This is a genomic window from Rathayibacter festucae DSM 15932, assembly GCF_004011135.1.
Taxonomy (GTDB): Bacteria; Actinomycetota; Actinomycetes; order Actinomycetales; family Microbacteriaceae; genus Rathayibacter; species Rathayibacter festucae.
The window spans coordinates 1,866,705-1,889,152 of record NZ_CP028137.1 but is presented as its reverse complement, the minus strand read 5'-3'; the positions used below and the strand labels follow the sequence as shown (position 1 = coordinate 1,889,152).

The window sequence follows — 22,448 nt, the reverse complement described above, 5'->3', positions numbered from 1 at the left end:
CGTGACCCAGCTGTGGGTGCGACGACAACACGGAGGACACTGATGGCCAACCCGCTGAAGAAGACGATGGTGTACCTCGGACTCGCCGACGAAGAGGTCGAGTACGAGCGTGCCGAGACCGTCGAGGCGGCCCCCGCGACAGCGCACCGCGCCCCGGTCTCCCCGGTCCAGCCGGTCCCGCCGGTCCCGCCGGTCGAGCCGACCCCGCAGCAGCCCCGCGCGACGGTCACCCCGCTCCGCAAGCCCACCCCCCAGACCCCGAAGGCGACGGCACACGCTGAGATGAACGAGATCCTCACCGTCCACCCCAAGCAGTACCGCGACGCTCAGGTGATCGCGGAGAACTTCCGCGACGGCATCCCCGTCATCATCAACCTCTCGCAGATGAGCGACGCCGACGCGCGCCGCCTGATCGACTTCGCCAGCGGCCTCTCGCAGGGCCTCTACGGCCGCATCGAGCGCGTCACGAGCAAGGTGTTCCTCCTCTCCCCGTCGCACATCACGGTCGCGGGCGATTCGGCCTCCGCCGAGAGCGACGCCGACGCGTCGTTCTTCGCGAAGTCCTGATCCCGGGAGCCCTGTCGTTCGGTGAGCTCCGTCATCTCGCTCTTCGCGAGCGTCCTCTACTTCGCGCTCCTGCTGTACTTCTTCGCCATGTGGGCGCGGTTCGTCCTGGATCTCGTCCGGGTGATCCGCCGCGAATGGCGCCCCCGCGGCGTGGGACTCGTGGCGGCCGAGACCGTCTACACGGTCACGGATCCGCCGATCTCCTTCTTCCGCCGCGTGATCAAGCCGGTCTCGATCGGCCCGATCGCCCTCGACTTCGGCTGGAGCCTCACCATGCTCTGCGTCATCGTGGGCATGTACATCGCCACCTGGCTCCAGCGCGTCTGAGGCCCGGCGGTGCACGGGTCGCCCGCGTCCCCTGTATCGTTGGCGTCGATCGGACGTGCTCCGCTGTGCCCGCACTGCGCCGCGCGCTCCCAGTTGCTAGCTTTAGTCGTTGCTAGCTCCAGCCGAACGTTCTTGAACGTGTACCTACTTGAAATCGAAGGTGGAAAGCCATGGCGCTCACTCCCGAAGATGTTGTCAACAAGCGGTTCCAGCCGACGAAGTTCCGCGAGGGATACGACCAGGACGAGGTCGACGACTTCCTCGACGAGGTCGTCGTGGAGCTCCGCCGCCTGAACCAGGAGAACGAGGAGCTGCGCCAGCGCCTCTCCTCCGGTGACTCGCGGCCGATGGACGCCCCCGTCGCGTCCACGCCGGCCCCCGCTCCCGTGGTCGACGAGACCCCGGCTCCCGAGCCGGAGCCCGAGCCCGAGCCGGAGCCCACCCCGGCTCCCGCCCAGGCCGCTCCCGCCGCCTCGCAGTCGGCTCCGGTCGACGAGGCCGAGAGCTCCAGCGGACTCCTGCAGCTCGCGCGCCGTCTCCACGAGGAGCACGTCCGCGAGGGTGCCGACAAGCGCGACGCTCTCGTCGCCGAGGGCCGTGCCACCGCCGCGCGCATCGTCGCCGAGGCCGAGGCCAAGCAGCGTGCCCAGGTCGCGAAGCTCGAGGAGGAGCGCGCGACGGTCGAGCACCGCATCGACGAGCTCCGCACCTTCGAGCGCGAGTACCGCCAGAAGCTGAAGAGCTACATCGAGGGCCAGCTCCGCGACCTCGACACCCAGCCGGTGTCGGCCGAGTCGTCCTCGTTCCCCGGCTTTGGGGCGTAGCACCACCGCAGCGAACGTCAGGCCGAGGGTGCTCGTCACCCTCGGCCTCGTTGCGCTCGCGGTGTTCGCGATCGACCAGACCGCGAAGCACCTCGTCAGCACCGGGCTCACGCTCGGTGAGGACGTGCACGTCCTCGGCGACGTGCTGATCCTGCACTACGTGAAGAACCCCGGAGCCGCGTTCTCGCTCGCGAGCGGCTCCACCTGGATCTTCTCGATCATCGCCGCGTGCGTGGTCGTCGCCGTGATCTGGTTCTCCCGGCGCATCCGCTCGACGGCGTGGGCGCTGTTCTTCGGGCTGCTGCTCGGCGGCACGCTCGGCAACCTGTTCGACCGGCTCTTCCGCGAGCCGTCGTTCGGTCTCGGCCACGTGGTCGACTTCCTCTACACGCCGTGGCTGCTGCCGGCGATCTACAACGTCGCCGACATCGCGATCTGCACGGCGATGGGGCTCTTCGTGATCCTCAGCCTGCGCGGCGTGAACCTCGACGGGACGCGCACCTCGCGCAAGGCCGAGCAGGCCGCCGCGGAGGACGGTGCGGACACCGACAGCACCGCGGCGATCGACTCCGAGCCGCGCGGCGGCGCCTGATGGTGCAGTCCCGCGCGCTGCCCGTCCCCGACGGGCTGGCCGGCCTCCGCGCCGACGCGGCCGTCGGCAAGCTGCTCGGCTTCTCGCGCACCTTCGCCGCCGAGGTCATCGACGCCGGCGGCGTCACCGCCGACGGCCGGGTCCTCGACAAGAGCGACCGCGTCGCCGCGGGTGCCTGGCTGAGCGTCGAGTGGAGTCCCCGCGAGGAGCCGCGCATCGTCCCGATCGCGGTCCCCGACCTGGGGATTGTCCACGACGACGATGACATCGTGGTGATCGACAAGCCCGTCGGGGTCGCGGCGCACCCGGCCGTCGGCTGGGAGGGCCCGACCGTGCTCGGCGCCCTCGCCGCGGCCGGCTTCACGATCTCGACCTCCGGCGCCGCTGAGCGGGCGGGCATCGTGCACCGGCTCGACGCCGGCACGAGCGGCCTGATGGTCGTCGCGAAGTCCGAGCGCGCGTACACCCACCTCAAGCGCGCCTTCCACGACCGGCTGGTCGAGAAGATCTACCACGCCGTCGTGCAGGGGCACCCCGATCCGCTGACCGGCACGATCGACGCGCCGCTCGGGCGTCACCCCTCCTCGGACTGGAAGTTCGCGATCCGCGCCGACGGCAAGCCCTCGGTCACGCACTACGAGACGATCGAGGCGTTCCCCTTCGCCTCGCTCCTCGAGATCCGGCTCGAGACCGGACGGACGCACCAGATCCGGGTGCACATGGCGGCCCAGCGCCACCCCTGCGTGGGCGACGCGATGTACGGCGCCGACCCCACGCTCTCCAAGCGCCTCGGCCTCACCCGGCAGTGGCTGGACGCCGTGCGGCTGGCCTTCACCCACCCGGGCACGGGGGAGTGGGTGCAGTTCGAGGCGACCTACCCGGACGACCTCGCGCACGCGCTGGACGTCCTCCGCGGGGAGTGACGCGGGTAGACTTTCGGTCTCCCTGCCCGCAGTCCGTCGGAGGCGCATCCTTTGCCGAGTAACGATTCCTTCGTCCACCTGCACGTGCACAGCGAGTACTCGATGCTCGACGGTGCCGCCCGGGTCAAGCCGCTGATCGACGCGGCGGTGGAGGAGGGCATGCCGGCGATCGCCGTCACCGACCATGGCAACGTGTTCGGCGCCTTCGACTTCTGGCGCACCGCGACCGCGGCGGGGATCAAGCCGATCATCGGCACCGAGGCGTACATCACCCCCGGCACGCACCGCTCGGACAAGACCCGGATCCGCTGGGGAGATGGCGGCGGCGACGACGTCTCCGGCTCGGGCGCCTACACGCACATGACGCTGCTGAGCTCGACGACGACCGGCATGCACAACCTCTTCCGGCTGTCCTCGCGCGCCTCGATCGAGGGCTACTACTTCAAGCCCCGGATGGACCGCGAGATCCTCGCCGAGCACTCCGAGGGCCTCATCGCGACCACCGGCTGCCCGAGCGGCGAGGTGCAGACGCGCCTGCGCCTCGGGCAGTACAAGGAGGCGCGCCAGGCGGCCGCCGACTACCGCGACATCTTCGGCAAGGAGAACTACTTCGCCGAGATCATGGACCACGGCCTCGAGATCGAGCGCCGCGTCATCGGCGACGTCATCCGGCTGGCGAAGGACCTCGATCTGCCGCTGGTGGCCACGAACGACCTGCACTACACCCACGCGCACGACGCCACCTCGCACGCGGCGCTGCTTTGCGTGCAGTCGGGCACCACGCTCGACGACCCCAAGCGCTTCAAGTTCGACGCGGACGAGTTCTACCTCAAGTCCCCGCGCGAGATGCGCCAGGTCTTCCGCGACCACCCCGAGGCCTGCGACAACACCCTGCTGATCGCCGAGCGCTGCGACGTGCAGTTCGACACCTCCGCGAACTACATGCCGCGCTTCCCCGTCCCCGAGGGCGAGACCGAGGACACCTGGTTCGTGAAGGAGGTCGAGGCCGGCCTGAACGAGCGCTACCCGGACGGGATCTCCCAGGAGGTGCGCGATCGCGCCGACTACGAGACCCGCGTCATCCTGCAGATGGGCTTCCCCGGCTACTTCCTCGTCGTCGCCGACTTCATCAACTGGTCCAAGCGCAACGGCATCCGCGTCGGCCCGGGCCGCGGCTCCGGAGCCGGCTCGATGGCCGCTTACGCGATGAAGATCACCGACCTCGACCCGCTGAAGCACGGCCTGATCTTCGAGCGCTTCCTCAACCCCGACCGCGTCTCGATGCCCGACTTCGACGTCGACTTCGACGACCGTCGCCGCGGCGAGGTCATCCGCTACGTCACCGACAAGTACGGCGACGAGCGCGTCGCGCAGATCGTCACCTACGGCACCATCAAGGCGAAGCAGGCGCTCAAGGACGCCTCGCGCGTGCTCGGCTTCCCGTTCGGGATGGGCGAGAAGCTCACCAAGGCGATGCCGCCCGCGATCATGGGCAAGGACATCCCGCTGACCGGGATCAACGACCCCGAGCACCCGCGCTACAAGGAGGCGCTCGACGTCCGCAACGTCATCGCCGAGGACCCGCAGGCCAAGCTCGTCTTCGAGACGGCCCTGGGCCTGGAGAATCTCAAGCGGCAGTGGGGCGTGCACGCGGCCGGTGTGATCATGTCGAGCGACCCGCTCAAGGACATCATCCCGATCATGAAGCGGGAGCAGGACGGCCAGATCGTCACGCAGTTCGACTACCCCGCGTGCGAGTCGCTCGGCCTGATCAAGATGGACTTCCTGGGGCTGCGGAACCTCACGATCATCGACGACGCCCTCGACAACATCCGCGCCAACCGCGGTCAGGACCTCGTCCTCGAGGACCTCGCGCTCGACGACCCGGCAGCCTACGAGCTGCTGGCCCGCGGCGACACGCTCGGCGTCTTCCAGCTCGACGGCGGGCCGATGCGCGGGCTCCTGCGCCTGATGAAGCCCGACAACTTCGAGGACATCTCCGCGGTCCTCGCGCTCTACCGGCCGGGCCCGATGGGTGCCGACTCGCACACCAACTACGCGCTGCGGAAGAACGGCGTCCAGGAGATCACCCCGATCCACCCGGAGCTCGAGGAGCCGCTCGCCGAGGTGCTCGGCGGCACCTACGGGCTGATCGTCTACCAGGAGCAGGTGATGTCGATCGCGCAGAAGCTCGCGGGCTTCACGCTGGCGCAGGCCGACCTGCTCCGCCGCGCGATGGGCAAGAAGAAGAAGTCCGAGCTGGACAAGCAGTTCGAGGGCTTCTCCGGCGGCATGGCCGACAACGGCTACTCGATGGCCGCGGTGAAGACCCTCTGGGACATCCTGCTGCCCTTCTCCGACTACGCGTTCAACAAGGCGCACTCGGCCGCGTACGGCGTCATCTCCTACTGGACCGCCTACCTCAAGGCGCACTTCCCCGCGGAGTACATGGCCGCGCTGCTCACCAGCGTCGGCGACTCCAAGGACAAGATGGCCGCCTACCTCAACGAGTGCCGGCGGATGGGCATCAAGGTGCTGCCGCCGGACGTCAACGAGTCGATCGGCTTCTTCACCGCCGTGGGGCCCGACATCCGCTTCGGCCTCGGTGCCGTCCGCAACGTCGGGACCAACGTCGTCGAGGGCATCCGGGTCGCCCGGGAGGAGAAGGGGCGCTTCGAGTCGTTCCACGACTTCCTCCGCAAGGTGCCGCTCCCGGTCGCGAACAAGCGCACCATCGAGTCGCTGATCAAGGCGGGCGCGTTCGACTCGCTCGGCTCGACGCGGCGCGCGCTCGTCGAGGTGCACGAGGACGCGGTCGAGGCCGCCGTCGGCGAGAAGCGCAACGAGGCCAACGGCCAGGTCGGCTTCGACTTCGACAGCCTCTGGGACGAGCCGCAGGCCGCGATCCAGGTGCCGACCCGGCCGGAGTGGGCCAAGCGAGACAAGCTCGCCTTCGAGCGCGACATGCTCGGCCTCTACGTCTCCGACCACCCGCTCGCCGGGCTCGAGACGGAGCTGGCCAAGCACTACAGCACGACGATCGCCGACCTCCTGGTCTCGGAGTCGATCGGGGACGGCGAGACGGTGGTCGTCGCCGGACTCGTCACGAGCGTGCAGCACCGGATGGCGAAGGCCTCCGGCAACCAGTACGGGATGATCCAGGTCGAGGACTTCGGCGGCGAGATCACCTGCATGTTCATGGGCAAGGCGTACCAGGAGTTCGCTCCGGCGCTGACGAACGACTCCATCGTCGTCGTGCGCGGCCGCGTCAGCATGCGCGACGACGGGATGAACCTGCACGCGTTCAGCCTCTTCGCCCCCGAGATGAGCCAGGACGGCGACTCCGGCTCGCTGACCGTCTCGATGCCGGAGTCGCGCGCGACGACCGACACCGTCTCGCAGCTCAGCGACGTGCTCATCCGCCACTCCGGCCGCACCGAGGTCCGCCTCAAGCTGATCAAGGGCGACACGGCCCGCGTCTTCGAGGTCCCGTTCCCGGTCCGGATCACCCCGGACCTGTTCGGCGAGCTGAAGTCGCTGCTCGGTCCGAACTGCCTGTACTAGGCCGCGCCGCACATGCTGGTCGAGCAGCCGCGGAGCGGCGTATCGAGACCCGGTGACCGGCGTGCGGGCGGTGGTGGATGTCGATACGCCCGCTGCGCGGGCTACTCGATCAGCATGAGCGCCATGCTGGTCGAGTAGCCGCGCAGCGGCGTATCGAGACCCGGCGTCGGCGGCGCGGGAGGCGCCCGCGGGGGAGTGGCGCGGGCGCGGCCGGTAGGCTGGGGCGGCCATGATTCAGACTCTCGATCTGCGGGGGCGGCGTCCGTCCGCCGCCGAGCTCCTCGCCCTCGTTCCGCGCAATCCGGGCACCTCCGCCGCCGTCGGGCCCGTCGTCGCCGAGCTGATCGCCGACGTCCGCGCGCGCGGCGCCGAGGCGCTGCTCGAGCAGGCGGAGCGCCTCGACGGCGTCCGCCCGCCGCACCTGCGCGTGCCCGCCGAGGAGATCGCCGCGGCGGTCCGCGACCTCGACCCCGCGATCCGCGCGGCCCTCGAGGAGGCGATCGTCCGCGTCCGCAAGGCCAGCGCCGCGCAGATCCCGCCGGCCCGCACCACGGTGCTCGACGACGGCGCCACGGTCACCCAGCGCTGGCAGCCCGTCGGTCGCGCCGGCCTCTACGTCCCCGGCGGCAAGGCCGTCTACCCCTCCAGCGTGATCATGAACGCCGTGCCCGCCCAGGCCGCCGGCGTCAGCTCCGTCGCGATCGCCTCGCCGCCGCAGAAGGCGTTCGGCGGCTCCGTGCACCCGACGATCCTCGCCGCCGCCGGCCTCCTCGGCGTCGACGAGGTGTACGCGATGGGCGGCGCGGGAGCGGTCGCCGCCCTCGCCTACGGCGTCGACTCCCTCGGCCTCGACCCGGTCAGCATCATCACGGGCCCCGGCAACGTCTGGGTCACCACCGCCAAGCGCCAGGTGCTCGGCCAGGTCGGCATCGACTCCGAGGCCGGACCCACCGAGATCCTCGTCATCGCCGACTCCAGCGCCGACCCGCGCCTGATCGCCGCCGATCTGGTCAGCCAGGCCGAGCACGACGAGGCCGCCTCCGCCGTGCTCGTCACCGACGACCCGGCCCTCGCCGAGGCCGTCGGCCGCGAGATCGTCGAGCAGGCCGCGCGCACCCACCACTCCGAGCGCGTCGGCATCGCGCTCTCCGGTCCGCAGTCGGCCCTCGTGATCGTCGACGACCTCGAGATCGCCTGCGCCTTCAGCGACGCCTACGGCCCCGAGCACCTCGAGCTGCACACCGTCGACCCCGAGGCGACCGCCGAGCGGATCCACGACGCCGGCGCCGTCTTCCTCGGCCCGACCACCCCGGTCAGCCTCGGCGACTACCTGGCCGGCTCCAATCACGTGCTGCCGACCCTCGGGCAGGCGCGCTTCTCCTCCGGGCTCGGCGCGCACACCTTCCTCCGCCCGCAGCAGCTCGTCTCCTACGACCGCGCCGCCCTGCAGCGGGTCGCCCCGCACATCCGCGCGCTGAGCGACGCCGAGGCGCTCCCCGCGCACGGCGACGCCGTCGACGCCCGCTTCGCCTGACCTCGAGAGGCACCCGATGTTCTGCCCCTTCTGCCGGCACCCCGACTCCCGCGTGATCGACTCGCGCACCAGCGACGACGGCCTCTCCATCCGCCGCCGCCGCCAGTGCCCGTCCTGCGGCCGCCGCTTCTCCACCACCGAGACGGCGAGCCTCGTCGTGATCAAGCGCAGCGGAGTCGTGGAGCCGTTCAGCCGCGAGAAGATCGTCAGCGGCGTCCGGAAGGCCTGCCAGGGCCGCCCCGTGACGGACACCGACCTCGCCGTGCTCGCCCAGCGGGTCGAGGAGAACCTCCGCTCCACCGGCGCCTCGCAGATCGACGCGAACGACATCGGGCTCGCCATCCTCGTCCCCCTCCGCGAGCTGGACGAGGTCGCCTACCTGCGCTTCGCGAGCGTCTACCAGGCGTTCGACTCCCTCGACGACTTCGAGTCGGCGATCGCCCTGCTGCGCGCCGAGCGCCCCGCCGCCCTGCACACCGCCGACGAGCTGTGAGGGCCGCCGTGTACCCGCTGCTGTTCTCCACCGTGCTCAAGCGCCTCGATCCCGAGCGGGCGCACCACCTCGCCTTCCCGGTGATCCAGGCGCTCGGCCCGGTCGCCCCGCTCGTCCGTCGGCTCACCGTGCCGCGCGCCGACCTCTCGGTCGAGGCGCTCGGCCTCCGCTTCCGGACGCCGTTCGGCGTGGCCGCCGGCTTCGACAAGGACGCGACCGCCGTGCTCGGTCTCGGCGCGCTCGGCTTCGGCCACGTCGAGGTGGGCACGCTGACCGCCCGCGCCCAGCCCGGCAACGACCGCCCGCGGCTCTTCCGGCTGATCGCCGACCGCGCGCTGATCAACCGGATGGGCTTCAACAACCACGGCGCCCGCGCGGCGGCCGGTCGCCTCGCCCGCCTGCGCAGTGCTCGAGGCCGCCCCGTGATCGGCGTCAACATCGGCAAGAGCCGGGTGGTCGACGTCGACGACGCGGTCGAGGACTACCTGGTCAGCGCCCGGATGCTCGCGCCGCTCGCCGACTACCTGGTCGTCAACGTCAGCTCGCCGAACACCCCGGGTCTGCGCGGCCTGCAGGAGATCGACAAGCTCGAGCCGCTGCTCGCCGCGGTCGCCGAGGCGGCGGACACGACGCCGCTGCTGGTCAAGATCGCGCCGGACCTCTCGGACGAGGAAGTCGTCCGCGTCGCCGAGCTCGCGGTGCGCCTCGGCCTCGCCGGTGTCATCGCCACGAACACCACCCTGTCCCGCGAGGGACTGCGCACCGACCGCTCCGTCGTCGAGCGCGCGGGAGCGGGCGGGCTCTCCGGCGCTCCGCTCGCCGCGCGCGCACTCGAGGTGCTGCGGGTCATCCGGGGCGTCGTCCCCGCGGAGTTCTGTGTGATCTCCGTCGGGGGAGTGGACACCGCGGAGGACGTGCAGGAGCGGCTCGACGTCGGCGCGACGCTGGTGCAGGGCTACTCGGCGTTCGTCTTCCGCGGCCCGCTCTGGGGCCGCCAGATCAACCGCGGGCTCGCCAGGCTGCGCGCCGCGTAGTCCGGCGCCGCTGGGTCCGGCCTCCGGCGGCCCGGTTCGTGCCGCCGGGTCAGGCCGGGAACGCTCCGCGCTTGACCTGCGGCTTGGGCAGGCGCATCACGCGCAGCTGCAGGGCGCGCATCGCGGCGTACCACGGGATGCCCTTCTCGACCTTGTCGGCGCCGCCGAAGCGCTCGGCGAGCTTCTTCTTCAGGCGGCGGCCCAGCAGGATGCAGTCGAGGACGGCGAGCAGGAAGAACGCCCACAGGATGATCAGCGTGAGCGAGGCGAGCTCGGGCTGCGGGAAGAAGCTGATCAGCAGCACGACGACCATCACCGGGATGAGGAACTCGCCGAAGCTGAAGCGCGCGTCGACGTAGTCGCGGACGTACTTGCGCTGCGGGCCCTTGTCGCGCACCGGCAGGTAGCGCTGGTCGCCGGCGGCCATGCCGACGCGGGCCTGCTCGCGCAGCTCCGCGGTCTTCACGCGGGCGTCCCGCGCGGCCTGCTTGCGGTCGGTCACGACCAGCGGACGCTTGCGGGCGAGCTCCTGCTCGCGGCGCGTCGGGGTCGGCCGGCCCTTCCCGATGGCCGTCACGTCGGCGTCGTCGGGGGTGTCGGGTGCGATCGGGTGCTTGGCCACAGGGGAACGTCCTTGGAATCGAGGGTCTCTTAAGATTACCTCCATGGCTCACGACGCTCCGACTCCGTCCTCCACCCTGTCCGCCGCCGAGGAGGAGGTGCTCGCCGCCGTGCGCGACGACCTGCCCCGCTCGCTCGGCGAGCTGGGCCGGCTCGTCCGGATCCCCTCCGTCTCCTGGGACGGATTCGACCCCACCCGCGTCGCCGCCAGCGCCGAGGCGATCGCCGAGCTCGCCCGGGAGACGGGTGTCTTCGACGAGGTCTCGATCCGCAGCTCCACCATCGGCGACTCCGACCTCCTCGGTCAGCCCGCCGTCCTCGCGACGCGGGCCGCCCGCAACGGCGCACCCACCGTCCTGCTCTACGCCCACCACGACGTCCAGCCGCAGGGGGCGGAGGAGGCGTGGGAGACGCCGCCGTTCGAGCCGACCGTGCGCGGCGACCGCCTCTACGGCCGCGGTGCTGCGGACGACAAGGCGGGCGTGGTCTCGCACCTCGCCGCGGTCCGGGCCCTGCGCCGGGTGGCGGGCGACGACCACGACCTCGGCCTCGTGCTCTTCATCGAGGGCGAGGAGGAGTTCGGCTCCCGCTCGTTCCCGACCTTCCTCCGCGAGCACCACGACGCGCTGCGGGCCGACGTGATCGTCGTCGCCGACAGCGACAACTGGGACATCGACACCCCCTCGCTCACCGTGGGCCTGCGCGGCAACGTCACGCTGACCCTCACCGTCCGCACCCTCGACCACGCCTCGCACTCGGGCATGCTCGGCGGCGCGGTGCCCGACGCGATGCTCGCGACGATCCGCCTCCTCGACACGCTCTGGAACGAGGACGGCTCGGTCGCGGTCGCCGGGCTCACCGAGCACGACGGCGTGGTGCCGGAGACCACCGAGGAGGACCTGCGCCGCGACTCCGGCCTGCTCGACGGCGTCTCGCCGATCGGCTCCGGACCGCTCCTCTCCCGGATCTGGTCGAAGCCGTCGATCACGGTCACCGGCATCGACGCACCCAGCGTGGTGGACGCCTCCAACACCCTCAGCCCGTCCGTGCGGGTCAAGATCAGCGCCCGCATCGCTCCCGGCCAGGAGGCGCAGGAGGGCTTCACCGCCCTCGAGCGGCACCTGCGGGCGCACGCCCCGTTCGGCGCCCACCTCGAGATCGCCGACGTCGACACGGGGGAGCCCTTCCTGGTCGACACCTCGGGCTGGGCCGTCGGCCTGGTCGAGCAGGCGATGGCCGACGCCTGGGGCCGCGCGCCGCTGGAGACCAGCGTCGGCGGCAGCATCCCCTTCATCGCGGACCTCGTGCGCGAGTTCCCGGACGCGCAGATCCTGGTCACCGGTGTCGAGGACCCGGACTCGCGCGCGCACAGCCCGAACGAGTCCCTCCACCTCGGCGTCTTCCAGCGCGCGGCGCAGACGGAGGCGCTGTTCCTGCTGCGCGCCGCCGAGCACCGGGCCTGAGCGATTCGGAATAGCCCGGCCCGCGCCCGGGTTGCCACCGTAGAATCGTCGGCAGCACGCCGTCCGATCCCGCCAGCTCTGTTCCCGCTCGGCTCCGTTCCGACCGATCCCACCGAGGAGTGACATGTCCGACACGACACTGACCGCCAGCACCACCACCGCGGCGCACGGCGTCTCGATGACCCCCGTCGCCGCCGCGAAGGTGAAGAGCCTCCTCGAGCAGGAGGGCCGCGACGACCTGCGCCTGCGCGTCGCCGTCCAGCCCGGCGGCTGCTCCGGCCTGATCTACCAGCTCTACTTCGACGAGCGCACGCTCGACGGCGACGCGGCGGTCGAGTTCGAGGGCGTCGGCCTCGTCGTCGACAAGATGAGCGTCCCCTACCTCGACGGCGCCTCGATCGACTTCGAGGACACCATCCAGAAGCAGGGCTTCACCATCGACAACCCCAACGCCGGCGGCAGCTGCGCCTGCGGCGACAGCTTCCACTGATCGACCGCGGCGACACGCCGCACGGCCCGCTCGAACGGCGCCCGACTCCCCGCTCCGGCGGGCGGCCGGGCGCCGTTCGCCGTTGCAGCACCACTTCGGCGAGAGGTCAAGAGCGGGTGCCGGTGCACTCCCTGCCGACGACGGCGGGTAGGCTAGGGCCGGTCTAATACAGTTTCGTGTGAACTGGTCCCCAGTCTTCCGAAAGGTCACCGGTGCGCTTCAATCGCCGTCTCCGCCGATGGGTCGCAGTACCCGTCGCAGGAGCTCTCGCCCTCGTCCTCGCGGGCTGCACGCAGGAGCAGCTGCAGGGCTGGCTCCCCACTGAACCCGGCACGACGAACCACGTCGATCGGGTCATCGGACTCTGGGTCACCTCCTGGATCGTCCTGCTCGCCGTGGGTGTCATCACCTGGGGCCTGACGATCTGGGCGGTCGTCGTCTACCGCCGCCGGAAGGGCCAGACCGGCCTCCCGGTGCAGCTGCGCTACAACATGCCGATCGAGATCTTCTACACGATCGTGCCGCTGATCCTCGTGATCGGATTCTTCGCCTTCACCGCGCGCGACCAGGCCGCCATCGAGCAGGCCTACGACGACCCGGACGAGACCATCCAGGTGTACGGCAAGCAGTGGGCGTGGGACTTCAACTACGTCGACGAGGACGTCTACTCCGCGGGCATCCAAGGCCAGTACGAGGACAGCGCCGACGGCGCCGGCTCGCTGGTCGAGTCCGAGGTCCCGACGCTCTACCTGCCGGTGAACCAGAAGATCAAGATCCAGCTCGACGCCCGCGACGTCATCCACTCCTTCTGGGTCGTCGACTTCCTCTACAAGAAGGACATGATCCCCGGCAAGACGAACTACATGTACGTCACGCCGCTCAAGGAGGGGACCTACGCCGGCAAGTGCGCCGAGCTCTGCGGCGAGTACCACTCCGCGATGCTCTTCAACGTGAAGGTCGTCTCGCAGGGCGAGTACGACGACTACATCCAGTCGCTGCGCGACGCGGGCCAGACCGGCCAGCTCGGCGCCGAGTACGACCGCAACAGCAACCTGCCCGGCACCGGCGCGCCGGCCCGCACCGAGAACGAGGAGTAGAGGGAGCATGAGCACCGCCACAGCACCCGCCCCGTCCCGCTCATTCGGCACACCGCCGGTCGAGCGCAAGGCGAACGTCCTCGTTCGCTGGATGACGTCCACCGATCACAAGGTCATCGGGTACATGTACCTGATCACCTCGTTCATCTACTTCTGCATCGCGGGCGTGATGGCCCTGGTCATCCGCGCCCAGCTCTTCGAGCCCGGCCTTGCCGTGGTCGAGACCCGCGAGCAGTACAACCAGCTCTTCACCATGCACGGCACGATCATGCTGCTGATGTTCGCGACGCCGCTCTTCGCGGGCTTCGCCAACGTCCTCATGCCGCTGCAGATCGGCGCTCCGGACGTCGCGTTCCCGCGACTCAACGCGTTCGCCTACTGGCTCTACAGCTTCGGCTCGCTGATCGCGGTCGCCGGCTTCATCACCCCGCAGGGCGCCGCGTCCTTCGGCTGGTTCGCCTACGCGCCACTCTCGAGCACGACGTTCTCGCCAGGGCTCGGCGGTAATCTCTGGGTCTTCGGCCTGGCGCTGTCCGGCTTCGGCACGATCCTCGGTGCGGTGAACTTCATCACCACGATCATCACGATGCGCGCCCCCGGCATGACGATGTTCCGCATGCCGATCTTCACCTGGAACATCCTGGTGACGTCGATCCTCGTGCTGCTGGCCTTCCCGGTCCTCGCCGCCGCGATGTTCGCCCTCGGCGCCGACCGCGTGTTCGACGCGCACATCTACGATGCGGCCAACGGCGGCGTGCTGCTCTGGCAGCACCTGTTCTGGTTCTTCGGCCACCCCGAGGTGTACATCATCGCGCTGCCGTTCTTCGGCATCGTCTCCGAGGTCTTCCCGGTCTTCAGCCGGAAGCCGATCTTCGGCTACAAGACGCTGATCTACGCGACCATCGCGATCGCCGCCCTGTCCGTGACCGTGTGGGCGCACCACATGTACGTCACCGGCTCGGTCCTGCTGCCGTTCTTCTCGCTGATGACGATGCTCATCGCGGTCCCGACCGGCGTGAAGATCTTCAACTGGATCGGCACCATGTGGCGCGGATCGGTGACGTTCGAGACCCCGATGATCTGGGCGATCGGCTTCCTGATCACCTTCACCTTCGGTGGCCTGACCGGCGTCATCCTCGCGTCGCCGCCGCTGGACTTCCACGTGTCCGACTCGTACTTCGTCGTGGCGCACTTCCACTACGTGGTGTTCGGCACTGTCGTGTTCGCGATGTTCTCGGGCTTCTACTTCTGGTGGCCCAAGTGGACCGGCAAGATGCTGAACGAGACCCTGGGCAAGTGGCACTTCTGGCTGCTGTTCATCGGCTTCCACACCACCTTCCTCATCCAGCACTGGCTCGGAGTCGTGGGCATGCCCCGCCGCTACGCGAGCTACCTGCCCGAGGACGGCTTCACCTGGATGAACCAGCTGTCGACGATCGGCGCGATGATCCTCGCGGTCTCGCTCATCCCGTTCTTCCTCAACGTGTACATCACGGCCCGCAAGGCGCCGAAGGTCACCGTGAACGACCCGTGGGGCTTCTCGCGCTCGCTCGAGTGGGCGACCTCCTGCCCGCCGCCCCGGCACAACTTCACCTCCATCCCGCGCATCCGCAGCGAGGCTCCGGCCTTCGACCTCAACCACCCCGAGGCCGGCATCCCCGTCGGCATCGGTCCGGCGAAGGACGCTCCGGACGCCCCCACGTACGACAAGTCCGAAGGCACGGTGAAGTAGGGCCATGCGCGCCAACGTCAATCTGTTCTGGCTGCTCGCCGGGTTCTTCCTCCTCGCGGACGTCACCTACATCCTCTGGTCGCTGATCGACACCGGCCAGGTCGAGTGGGTCGGCACCGTGGGCATCGCGCTCTCGTCGGTGCTGGGCGGCTTCATCGCCTTCTACGTCGGCCGGGTGCACAAGGCCCAGGGCGCGGAGCTGCCCGAGGACCGCCTCGACGCCGACATCGACGACGGCGACCCCGAGCTGGGCTTCTTCAGCCCGTGGAGCTGGTGGCCGCTGATCCTGGGCGGCTCCGCCGCGCTGGCCTTCCTCGGCCTCGCGGTCGGCTTCTGGATCACCTACATCGCGGTCGGCCTCTTCCTGGTCGCCATCGCCGGCTGGGTGTACGAGTACTACCGCGGGTACTTCGCCCGCTAGGCGGACTGCACGGCTCCGAGGGCCGGGTGCAGGAGGTTTCGACCTCCGGCACCCGGCCCTTTCGCGTGGGGCGAGTGAGCCCGCAGGGCTGGCGCGGGCGTCTGGGATCTGACTCGGAGCGTCCGACTACTGCGAACGGGCGTGAAACTGGCTCTGATGGGCCTCCTGAGGCCGCTCCGAGTCCAGTCGCGCTATCGCGGGGCCGCGAGCGGACCCGTCACGGGCCTCAGCCGACTGCCTGCGTCCGTTCCGGGGAGTCTGGAAGGGCGCGGAGCACGCGTCATGCTGGTCGAGTAGCCCCGCGGGGGCGTATCGAGACCTGGCTTCCTCAGCAGGGCGGGTCTGCAGGCTTGTGCTCTGAGCGTGGTGGATCTCGATACGCCCGCTTCGCGGGCTACTCGATCAGCATCATCGACTCCACGCGACAAGGGCGTTCGACAGAGGCACGCCGACGCGGTGGTCCAGTAGCCCCGCAGCGGCGGATCGAGACCCGTCTCTTTCCGCAGTGCGGGTCTGCGGACTGCGTCTTCTGGCGTGGGTTGATCTCGATACACGACCTGCGGTCGCTACTCGATCAGCATGAGGGCGGCTGTGCTGTCCATGCTGGTCGAGTAGCCCCAGAGGGGCGTATCGAGACCCGGCGTCCTCAGGAGGGCGGGTCTGCAGAGTCGTGTTCTGATGGTGGTGGATCTCGATACGCCCGCTGTGCGGGCTACTCGATCGGCACGAGCGTGGCGGTGCTGTTCTTGCTGGTCGAGTAGCCCCGCAGAGGCGTATCGAGATCCGGGGTCCTCAGCAGGGCGGGTCTGCAGACTCGCGTTCTGACGGTGGTGGATCTCGATACGCCCGCCGCAAGGGCTACTCGATCAGCATGAGGGCGGCCGTGTTGTCCATGCTGGTCGAGTAGCCCCGTAGGGGTGTATCGAGACCCGGGGTCCTCAGCAGGTCGGGCCTGCAGAGTCGTGTTCTGACGGTGGTGGATCTCGATACGCCCGCTGTGTGGGCTACTCGATCAGCATGAGGGCGGCCGTGCTGCCCATGCTGGTCGAGTAGCCCCAGAGGGGCGTATCGAGACCCGGCGGCCTCAGGAGGGCGGGTCTGCAGACTCGTGTTCTGACGGTGGTGGATCTCGATACGCCCGCTGCACGGGCTACTCGATCAGCAGGAGGGGGCGGACTCTGCTGTCCGGGGGTGCCGCTCGATGAGTGGCGTTCTGCGCTCTGTGAGGGATGGTCGAACAGGGGACGACGAAGGGCCCGGACGCTGTGCGTCCGGGCCCTTCGGGGAGGAGTCAGTGCTCGCTGTGCGAGCTCTCGAGCTCCTTCTGGGTGACGGGGGTGATCCGGTCCTCGAAGAACCAGCGGGAGAGGCCGGCGCGCACGCGCTCCGGGGCGGTGATGCGGCCGCGGGAGTCCGGGCGGATCATGAGGGGCTCGTACTCCTCCTGGCCGACCAGCTTCCAGCGCTCGTACGCGTCGAGCTGCTGGTGCACCTCGATGAACTCGCCGCCGGGGAGGCGGACGATGCGGCCGGACTCGAAGCCGTGCAGAGCGATCTCGCGGTCCTTCTTCTGCAGGGCGAGGCAGATGCGCTTCGTGACGAAGTACGCGATGACCGGACCAGCGAAGAGGAGGAACTGCAGGGCGTGGATGACGCCCTCCATCGTGAGGTGGAAGTGCGTCGCGATGATGTCGGAGGACGCCGCAGCCCAGAGGACGGCGTAGAACGTGACTCCGGCGGCACCGATCGCGGTGCGGGTGGCGGCGTTGCGCGGGCGGTCGAGCAGGTGGTGCTCGCGCTTGTCACCGGTGATCCAGGCCTCGAGGAACGGGTAGAGCAGGACGACGACGATGAACAGACCGACCACGGAGAGCGGCAGGAGGATGTTGAACGAGATCGTGCCCAGGCCCGGGATCGCCCACTCGAGTCCCGGCGGGACCAGACGCAGGGCACCGTCGGCGAAGCCGATGTACCAGTCGGGCTGGGTGCCGGCGGAGACGGGGGAGGGGTCGTACGGGCCGTAGTTCCAGATCGGATTGATCGTGAACAGCGAGGCGATGAGGACGACGACACCGAAGACGATGAAGAAGAATCCACCGGCCTTGGCCGCGTAGACCGGGAGCACCGGGTAGCCGACGACGTTCTGCTCGGTCTTGCCCGCACCGGGGAACTGGGTGTGCTTGTGGACGACCACGAACACGAGGTGCAGGGCGATGAACGCGAGCACCAGCGCCGGCAGCAGCAGGATGTGCAGCGTGTAGAGGCGGCCGACGATGTCGGTGCCGGGGAACTCGCCGCCGAAGAGGAGGAACGAGACCCAGGTGCCGACGATCGGGATGCCCTTGACCATGCCGTCGATGATGCGGAGGCCGTTGCCCGAGAGCAGGTCGTCCGGGAGGGAGTAGCCGGTGAAGCCCTCGGCCATCGCGAGGATGAAGAGGACGAAGCCGATGACCCAGTTGATCTCGCGCGGCTTGCGGAACGCACCGGTGAAGAAGATGCGGAGCATGTGCAGGCCGATCGAGGCCACGAACAGCAGGGCCGCCCAGTGGTGGATCTGGCGCATCAGCAGGCCGCCGCGGATGTCGAACGAGATGTCGAGCGACGAGGCCATCGCCGCGGACATCTCGATGCCCTTGAGCGGCAGGTAGCTGCCCTCGTAGTGCGTCTCGACCATGGAGGCCTGATAGAAGAAGGTGAGGAAGGTGCCCGAGAGCAGGATGATCACGAAGCTGTAGAGCGCGACCTCGCCGAGGAGGAACGACCAGTGGTCCGGGAAGATCTTGCGGCCGAACTCCTTGACGACCGCCGAGATGCTCGTGCGCTCGTCGATGTAGTTGGAGGCCTTGCCGACGTATCCCTTCTGCAGCTTGCCGCTGCCGAGGATGACGCCGTCGCCGGGCTCCGCGGGCGATGCCGCGGGGCGGGAAGGTGTGGTGGTGGACATGTGTGTCATCGCTCCCAGAAGGATGGTCCGACCGGCTCCGTGAAGTCGCTGCGAGCGACCAGGTATCCGTCGGCGTCGATGGTGATGGGGAGCTGCGGAAGCGGGCGCTTCGCAGGACCGAAGATGACCTCGGCCTCGCGCTTGATGTCGAACTGCGACTGGTGGCACGGGCACAGGAGGTGGTGGGTCTGCTGCTCGTACAGCGCCACGGGGCAGCCGACGTGCGTGCAGATCTTGGAGTAGGCGACGATGCCGTCGTAGTTCCAGGTCTCGCGACCCTCGCTGACGGTCAGGTCCTCGGGCTTCAGGCGCATCAGGAGGACGGCGGCCTTGGCCTTCTCCTCCAGCTTGCCCTCGACCTCGTCGAGTCCCTCGGGGATGACGTGGAAGGCGGAGCCCAGCGTGACGTCCGATGCGAGGATCGGCGCTCCGGAGGGGTCCAGGGTGAGCCGCGTGCCCTCGCGCCACATCGTGGTCTTGAGGAGGGCGACGGGGTTCTGGTCCTGCGGTCCGAGGCCTCGGAACAGGATCACGGCGGGCAGGGGGAAGACGATCAGCGAGCCGATGAGGCTGTTGCGGATCAGCGAGCGCCGGCCGAAGCCGGACTCCTTGTCGGACTGGTCGAAGATCTCGAGCGCGCGGGCACGGGTGTCCTCCGCGCTGCGGACGGGGTGGCGGATGTCGATGCCCTCGTGGTCGGACATCAGCTGCTTGCCCCAGTGGACGGCGGCGATGCCGATGCCCAGGAGCGCCAGCGACATGCCGAGGCCGATGAACAGCGTGTTCAGCCGGACCGACTCGATGCTCTCCGTGATCGGGAACGCCATGTAGGCGGCCACCGCGAAGATCGAGCCCGCGAAGGAGAGGTAGAAGAGCGTGTAGACCGTGCGCTCGGCCCGCTTCGCGACCTTGGGGTCGACGTCGGTCATCCGGGGGCGGTGCGGCGGGAGGCCCGGGTCCTGGACGCGGCCCCGCGTCACGACCGCGGTGCCGGCCGGAGCACTCCCGTGCCCGGTGGCCGACGAGGTGGCGAGGTCGGTGCCACCCTCATCGTGCTCTGCCATGGTTCTCCTTTTCACGCCGTGTCGACGCCGCTCGGCGTCGTGGGGGTCGAGCGCCCGCCAGGGCGCCGGTGTCTGCTAGTTGGATCGTGCGGTGATCCACACCGTCAGGGCGACGATGGAACCGAGTCCGAAGATCCAGAGGAAGAGGCCTTCGGCGACGGGGCCGAGGGAGCCCAGGGCGAATCCGCCCGGGGAGGGGTTGGCCTCGATGTACTTGAGGTAGGAGATGATGTCGCGCTTGTCTTCCGGCGAGATGTTGAGGTCGTTGAAGACCGGCATGTTCTGCGGGCCGGTGACCATCGCCTCGTAGATGTGCGCCTCGGTGACGCCGCCCAGCGGGGGAGCGAACTTGCCCTCGGTCAGCGCGCCGCCGGCGCCGGCGACGTTGTGGCACATCGCGCAGTTGATCCGGAAGAGCTCGGCGCCGTTGGCCGAGTCGCCCTGGGCGTCGAGGACCTCGCCGGTGGGGATGGCGGGGCCGGGCGCCAGCGAGGCGACGTAGGCCGCCAGCTCGGCGACCTGGTCGTCGGTGAACTGCACCGGCTTCTCGAGGGCCTGCGGGCCGTGCATCTGCATCGGCATGCGGCCGGTGCCGACCTGGAAGTCGACCGAGGCGGCGCCGACGCCGATCAGCGACGGGGCGTTGTCGGTGCCCGCGGCGTCGAGGCCGTGGCAGGTGGCGCAGTTGGCGGCGAAGAGCTTCGAGCCCTCGTCGATCGTCTGCTGGCTGATGGCCGAGGTCTCCGCGGAGGCGGAGGTCGCGACGCCGACGGCCGCGTAGGTGCCGCCGGTGAGGCCGAGGCCGATCGCGATCAGGGCCAGCGTGGCCAGCGGGTGACGGCGACCCTTCTTGGCGCGGCTCTTCGTCTTCGGGGAGGCCATCGAGGCAACCTTCCTGCGGGGTTCGGGAGTGTGGTGGGGCATGGAGGCGGCTGGCCTCACTTCAGGAAGTAGATGACGACGAAGAGGCCGACCCAGACGACGTCGACGAAGTGCCAGTAGTAGGACACGACGATCGCGCTGGTCGCCTCCTTGTGGCCGAAGTTCTTGACGGCGAAGGCACGGCCGATGACGAGCAGGAAGGCGATGAGCCCGCCGGTCACGTGCAGGGCGTGGAAGCCGGTGGTGAGGTAGAACGCGGAGCCGTAGGCGTTGCTCGAGAGCGTGACGCCCTCCGAGACGAGGGTCGCGTACTCGAGGACCTGGCCGCAGACGAAGACCGCGCCGAGGGCGTAGGTGAGGAAGAACCACTCGACCATGCCCCACTTGAACGGGCTGAGCCCGGTGGACCGGGGCTGCAGGCGCTCGGCGGCGAAGACGCCGAACTGGCAGGTGAACGACGAGGCGACCAGGATCACCGTGTTGACGCTCGCGTAGGGGACGTTCAGGATGCTGGTCTCGGCCGACCACAGCTCCGGTGAGGTGCTGCGGAGGGTGAAGTAGATCGCGAACAGGCCCGCGAAGAACATGACCTCGCTGCCCAGCCAGACGATCGTTCCGACCGCGACCGGGTTGGGTCGGTTCACTGCGGGCACGGTGGCCGTGGGGGAGAGAGAGGTGCTCGTCACACAGACCATTATGGACGATCGCAAGGGGGGGAACTCGCACTTCCCGTGGGGCCTTCGTAGTCGCATAATCTGAGAGCCATGTCGGAAACCCTGTCCTGGCCGCTCATTCTCGGCTCCCTCCTCGACTCCTCCGATCTCTCGGTGTCGGAGGCGACCTGGGCCATGGAGCGGGTGATGCAGGGCGAGGCCACGCCGGCGCAGCTCGCGGGTCTGCTGATCGCGCTGCGCGCCAAGGGCGAGACGGTCGACGAGATCGTCGGCTTCCGCGACGCGATCCTCGAGCACGCGGTGCCGCTGGACGTGGATCCGATGGCCCTCGACATCGTCGGGACCGGCGGGGACCGCTTCGGCACGGTCAACATCTCCTCCACCGCGTCGATCATCGCGGCGGCCGCGGGCACGCCGGTCGTCAAGCACGGGAACCGGGCGGCGTCCTCGTCGTCGGGCTCCTCGGACGTGCTCGCGGCGCTCGGCGTCGATCTGACGCTCTCGGCCGACCGGGTGGCCGAGGTGTTCCGCCGGACGGGGATCGCCTTCGTCTTCGCCGCGATGTTCCACCCCGGCTTCCGCCACGCGGGGCCCGTGCGGGCCGAGCTCGGCGTGCCGACCGTCTTCAACTTCCTCGGGCCGCTCTGCAACCCGGCGCGGCCGGAGGCGTCCGCGGTCGGGGTCGCGCACCTGGACCGGGTCCCGCTCTTCGTCGGGGTGTTCCAGACCCGCGGCGCGACCGCGCTGGTCTTCCGCGGCGACGACGGGCTCGACGAGCTGACGACCACGGGGCACAGCCACATCTGGGAGGTCTCGCGCGGCTCGGTCGTCGAGCACGACCTCGACCCGCGCGACCTCGGCCTGCGCCGCGCGAGCATCGACCAGCTCCGCGGGCGCGACGCCGCCTACAACGCGCAGGTCGTCCGCTCGGTCCTGGCCGGCGAGGAGGGGCCGGTGCGGGACATCGTGCTGCTGAACGCGGCGGCGGGACTGATCGCGTTCGATCTGGCGCGCGACCCGGGGCTGATCCGGACGGCGATCCTCGACCGCCTCCGTTCGGCGCTCGACCGCGCCGCGCAGGCGGTCGACTCGGGTGCCGCGACGGCGAAGCTGGACCAGTGGGTCGAGGAGACCCGGCGCGGCGCCTGAGCCGCGCGGCCGGGCCTGCGCGAGCCGGGACGGCGGGCGTAACGTGGAGC

Annotated in this window: 20 protein-coding genes; 15 read left to right on the top strand and 5 right to left on the bottom strand. The window is 69.7% G+C overall.

Annotated elements, in window-relative coordinates:
* The first annotated feature begins 42 nt into the window (after nucleotides 1-42).
* From C1I64_RS08830 to C1I64_RS08790, 9 genes are all read left to right on the top strand, one after another.
* Nucleotides 43-567 carry a cell division protein SepF gene (locus C1I64_RS08830; RefSeq protein ID WP_127886950.1) on the top strand — a complete coding sequence of 175 codons (525 nt, stop codon included), beginning with the start codon at nucleotides 43-45 and terminating at the stop codon, nucleotides 565-567.
* A gap of 21 nt (nucleotides 568-588) precedes the next feature.
* A complete protein-coding gene (locus tag C1I64_RS08825; RefSeq protein ID WP_260300677.1) occupies nucleotides 589-894 on the top strand; it encodes a YggT family protein in 306 nt (101 codons plus the stop codon).
* 170 nt (nucleotides 895-1,064) lie between these two features.
* Entirely contained in the window at nucleotides 1,065-1,718 is a 654-nt protein-coding gene (locus C1I64_RS08820; RefSeq protein ID WP_123446143.1) for a DivIVA domain-containing protein, read from the top strand.
* A gap of 28 nt (nucleotides 1,719-1,746) precedes the next feature.
* On the top strand, nucleotides 1,747-2,310 hold the full coding sequence (gene lspA / locus C1I64_RS08815) for a signal peptidase II (RefSeq protein WP_123446144.1): 564 nt from the start codon (nucleotides 1,747-1,749) through the stop codon (nucleotides 2,308-2,310).
* A gap of 2 nt (nucleotides 2,311-2,312) precedes the next feature.
* Nucleotides 2,313-3,233 (top strand): RluA family pseudouridine synthase, encoded by a 921-nt coding sequence (locus C1I64_RS08810; protein ID WP_123733325.1) that lies wholly within the window; start codon nucleotides 2,313-2,315, stop codon nucleotides 3,231-3,233.
* A gap of 102 nt (nucleotides 3,234-3,335) precedes the next feature.
* Nucleotides 3,336-6,797 (top strand): DNA polymerase III subunit alpha, encoded by a 3,462-nt coding sequence (gene dnaE / locus C1I64_RS08805; protein ID WP_244209573.1) that lies wholly within the window; start codon nucleotides 3,336-3,338, stop codon nucleotides 6,795-6,797.
* 229 nt (nucleotides 6,798-7,026) lie between these two features.
* The gene (hisD, locus tag C1I64_RS08800) at nucleotides 7,027-8,331 is read left to right on the top strand and encodes a histidinol dehydrogenase (protein ID WP_127886948.1); all 1,305 of its coding nucleotides are present in this window, start codon (nucleotides 7,027-7,029) and stop codon (nucleotides 8,329-8,331) included.
* 16 nt (nucleotides 8,332-8,347) lie between these two features.
* Nucleotides 8,348-8,824, top strand: a complete 477-nt coding sequence (nrdR, locus tag C1I64_RS08795) for a transcriptional regulator NrdR (protein WP_123446147.1) — start codon at nucleotides 8,348-8,350, stop codon at nucleotides 8,822-8,824.
* A gap of 8 nt (nucleotides 8,825-8,832) precedes the next feature.
* Nucleotides 8,833-9,858 carry a quinone-dependent dihydroorotate dehydrogenase gene (locus C1I64_RS08790; protein ID WP_127888505.1) on the top strand — a complete coding sequence of 342 codons (1,026 nt, stop codon included), beginning with the start codon at nucleotides 8,833-8,835 and terminating at the stop codon, nucleotides 9,856-9,858.
* A gap of 49 nt (nucleotides 9,859-9,907) precedes the next feature.
* On the opposite strand, the gene C1I64_RS08785 is transcribed toward C1I64_RS08790, so the two are convergent.
* Nucleotides 9,908-10,480 carry a DUF3043 domain-containing protein gene (locus C1I64_RS08785; RefSeq protein ID WP_243587142.1) on the bottom strand — a complete coding sequence of 191 codons (573 nt, stop codon included), beginning with the start codon at nucleotides 10,478-10,480 and terminating at the stop codon, nucleotides 9,908-9,910.
* A 43-nt stretch (nucleotides 10,481-10,523) separates the two neighbouring features.
* Here C1I64_RS08785 and C1I64_RS08780 point away from each other — a divergent pair, with 43 nt between their 5' ends.
* The 5 genes from C1I64_RS08780 (at nucleotide 10,524) to C1I64_RS08760 (ending at nucleotide 15,682) form a co-directional block, all read left to right on the top strand.
* Complete coding sequence (locus C1I64_RS08780) at nucleotides 10,524-11,942, top strand: dipeptidase (RefSeq protein ID WP_127886947.1); 1,419 nt, start codon at nucleotides 10,524-10,526, stop codon at nucleotides 11,940-11,942.
* 124 nt (nucleotides 11,943-12,066) lie between these two features.
* Nucleotides 12,067-12,432 carry an iron-sulfur cluster insertion protein ErpA gene (erpA, locus tag C1I64_RS08775; RefSeq protein ID WP_123446151.1) on the top strand — a complete coding sequence of 122 codons (366 nt, stop codon included), beginning with the start codon at nucleotides 12,067-12,069 and terminating at the stop codon, nucleotides 12,430-12,432.
* 212 nt (nucleotides 12,433-12,644) lie between these two features.
* Complete coding sequence (gene ctaC, locus C1I64_RS08770; RefSeq protein WP_123446152.1) at nucleotides 12,645-13,529, top strand: aa3-type cytochrome oxidase subunit II; 885 nt, start codon at nucleotides 12,645-12,647, stop codon at nucleotides 13,527-13,529.
* 7 nt (nucleotides 13,530-13,536) lie between these two features.
* Nucleotides 13,537-15,261, top strand: coding sequence for an aa3-type cytochrome oxidase subunit I (ctaD, locus tag C1I64_RS08765; protein ID WP_123446153.1), 1,725 nt, complete (start codon nucleotides 13,537-13,539; stop codon nucleotides 15,259-15,261).
* A 4-nt stretch (nucleotides 15,262-15,265) separates the two neighbouring features.
* On the top strand, nucleotides 15,266-15,682 hold the full coding sequence (locus tag C1I64_RS08760) for a cytochrome c oxidase subunit 4 (protein WP_123446154.1): 417 nt from the start codon (nucleotides 15,266-15,268) through the stop codon (nucleotides 15,680-15,682).
* A gap of 1,291 nt (nucleotides 15,683-16,973) precedes the next feature.
* Here C1I64_RS08760 and qcrB read toward each other — a convergent pair.
* The 4 genes from qcrB to ctaE all read right to left on the bottom strand — a co-directional run bounded on the left by qcrB (nucleotide 16,974) and on the right by ctaE (nucleotide 21,270).
* The gene (gene qcrB / locus C1I64_RS08755) at nucleotides 16,974-18,629 is read right to left on the bottom strand and encodes a cytochrome bc1 complex cytochrome b subunit (protein ID WP_123446155.1); all 1,656 of its coding nucleotides are present in this window, start codon (nucleotides 18,627-18,629) and stop codon (nucleotides 16,974-16,976) included.
* A gap of 5 nt (nucleotides 18,630-18,634) precedes the next feature.
* Nucleotides 18,635-19,693: a cytochrome bc1 complex Rieske iron-sulfur subunit gene (gene qcrA / locus C1I64_RS08750; RefSeq protein WP_127886946.1), complete on the bottom strand. Its 1,059-nt coding sequence runs from the start codon at nucleotides 19,691-19,693 to the stop codon at nucleotides 18,635-18,637.
* A gap of 75 nt (nucleotides 19,694-19,768) precedes the next feature.
* The gene (gene qcrC / locus C1I64_RS08745; protein ID WP_127886945.1) at nucleotides 19,769-20,575 is read right to left on the bottom strand and encodes a cytochrome bc1 complex diheme cytochrome c subunit; all 807 of its coding nucleotides are present in this window, start codon (nucleotides 20,573-20,575) and stop codon (nucleotides 19,769-19,771) included.
* A gap of 56 nt (nucleotides 20,576-20,631) precedes the next feature.
* On the bottom strand, nucleotides 20,632-21,270 hold the full coding sequence (gene ctaE / locus C1I64_RS08740; protein ID WP_123446158.1) for an aa3-type cytochrome oxidase subunit III: 639 nt from the start codon (nucleotides 21,268-21,270) through the stop codon (nucleotides 20,632-20,634).
* A 69-nt stretch (nucleotides 21,271-21,339) separates the two neighbouring features.
* Here ctaE and trpD point away from each other — a divergent pair, with 69 nt between their 5' ends.
* Nucleotides 21,340-22,398, top strand: coding sequence for an anthranilate phosphoribosyltransferase (gene trpD / locus C1I64_RS08735; RefSeq protein WP_123446159.1), 1,059 nt, complete (start codon nucleotides 21,340-21,342; stop codon nucleotides 22,396-22,398).
* Nucleotides 22,399-22,448 lie beyond the last annotated feature (50 nt).

Coding starts and splice junctions, on each gene's coding strand:
- C1I64_RS08830 (WP_127886950.1), top strand. CDS start 43: ATGGCCAACCCGCTGAAGAAGACGATGGTGTACCTCGGACTCGCCGAC.
- C1I64_RS08820 (WP_123446143.1), top strand. CDS start 1,065: ATGGCGCTCACTCCCGAAGATGTTGTCAACAAGCGGTTCCAGCCGACG.
- dnaE (WP_244209573.1), top strand. CDS start 3,336: ATGCTCGACGGTGCCGCCCGGGTCAAGCCGCTGATCGACGCGGCGGTG.
- hisD (WP_127886948.1), top strand. CDS start 7,027: ATGATTCAGACTCTCGATCTGCGGGGGCGGCGTCCGTCCGCCGCCGAG.
- nrdR (WP_123446147.1), top strand. CDS start 8,348: ATGTTCTGCCCCTTCTGCCGGCACCCCGACTCCCGCGTGATCGACTCG.
- C1I64_RS08780 (WP_127886947.1), top strand. CDS start 10,524: ATGGCTCACGACGCTCCGACTCCGTCCTCCACCCTGTCCGCCGCCGAG.
- erpA (WP_123446151.1), top strand. CDS start 12,067: ATGTCCGACACGACACTGACCGCCAGCACCACCACCGCGGCGCACGGC.
- ctaD (WP_123446153.1), top strand. CDS start 13,537: ATGAGCACCGCCACAGCACCCGCCCCGTCCCGCTCATTCGGCACACCG.
- C1I64_RS08760 (WP_123446154.1), top strand. CDS start 15,266: ATGCGCGCCAACGTCAATCTGTTCTGGCTGCTCGCCGGGTTCTTCCTC.
- qcrB (WP_123446155.1), bottom strand. CDS start 18,629: ATGTCCACCACCACACCTTCCCGCCCCGCGGCATCGCCCGCGGAGCCC.
- qcrA (WP_127886946.1), bottom strand. CDS start 19,693: ATGGCAGAGCACGATGAGGGTGGCACCGACCTCGCCACCTCGTCGGCC.
- qcrC (WP_127886945.1), bottom strand. CDS start 20,575: ATGGCCTCCCCGAAGACGAAGAGCCGCGCCAAGAAGGGTCGCCGTCAC.
- ctaE (WP_123446158.1), bottom strand. CDS start 21,270: ATGGTCTGTGTGACGAGCACCTCTCTCTCCCCCACGGCCACCGTGCCC.
- trpD (WP_123446159.1), top strand. CDS start 21,340: ATGTCGGAAACCCTGTCCTGGCCGCTCATTCTCGGCTCCCTCCTCGAC.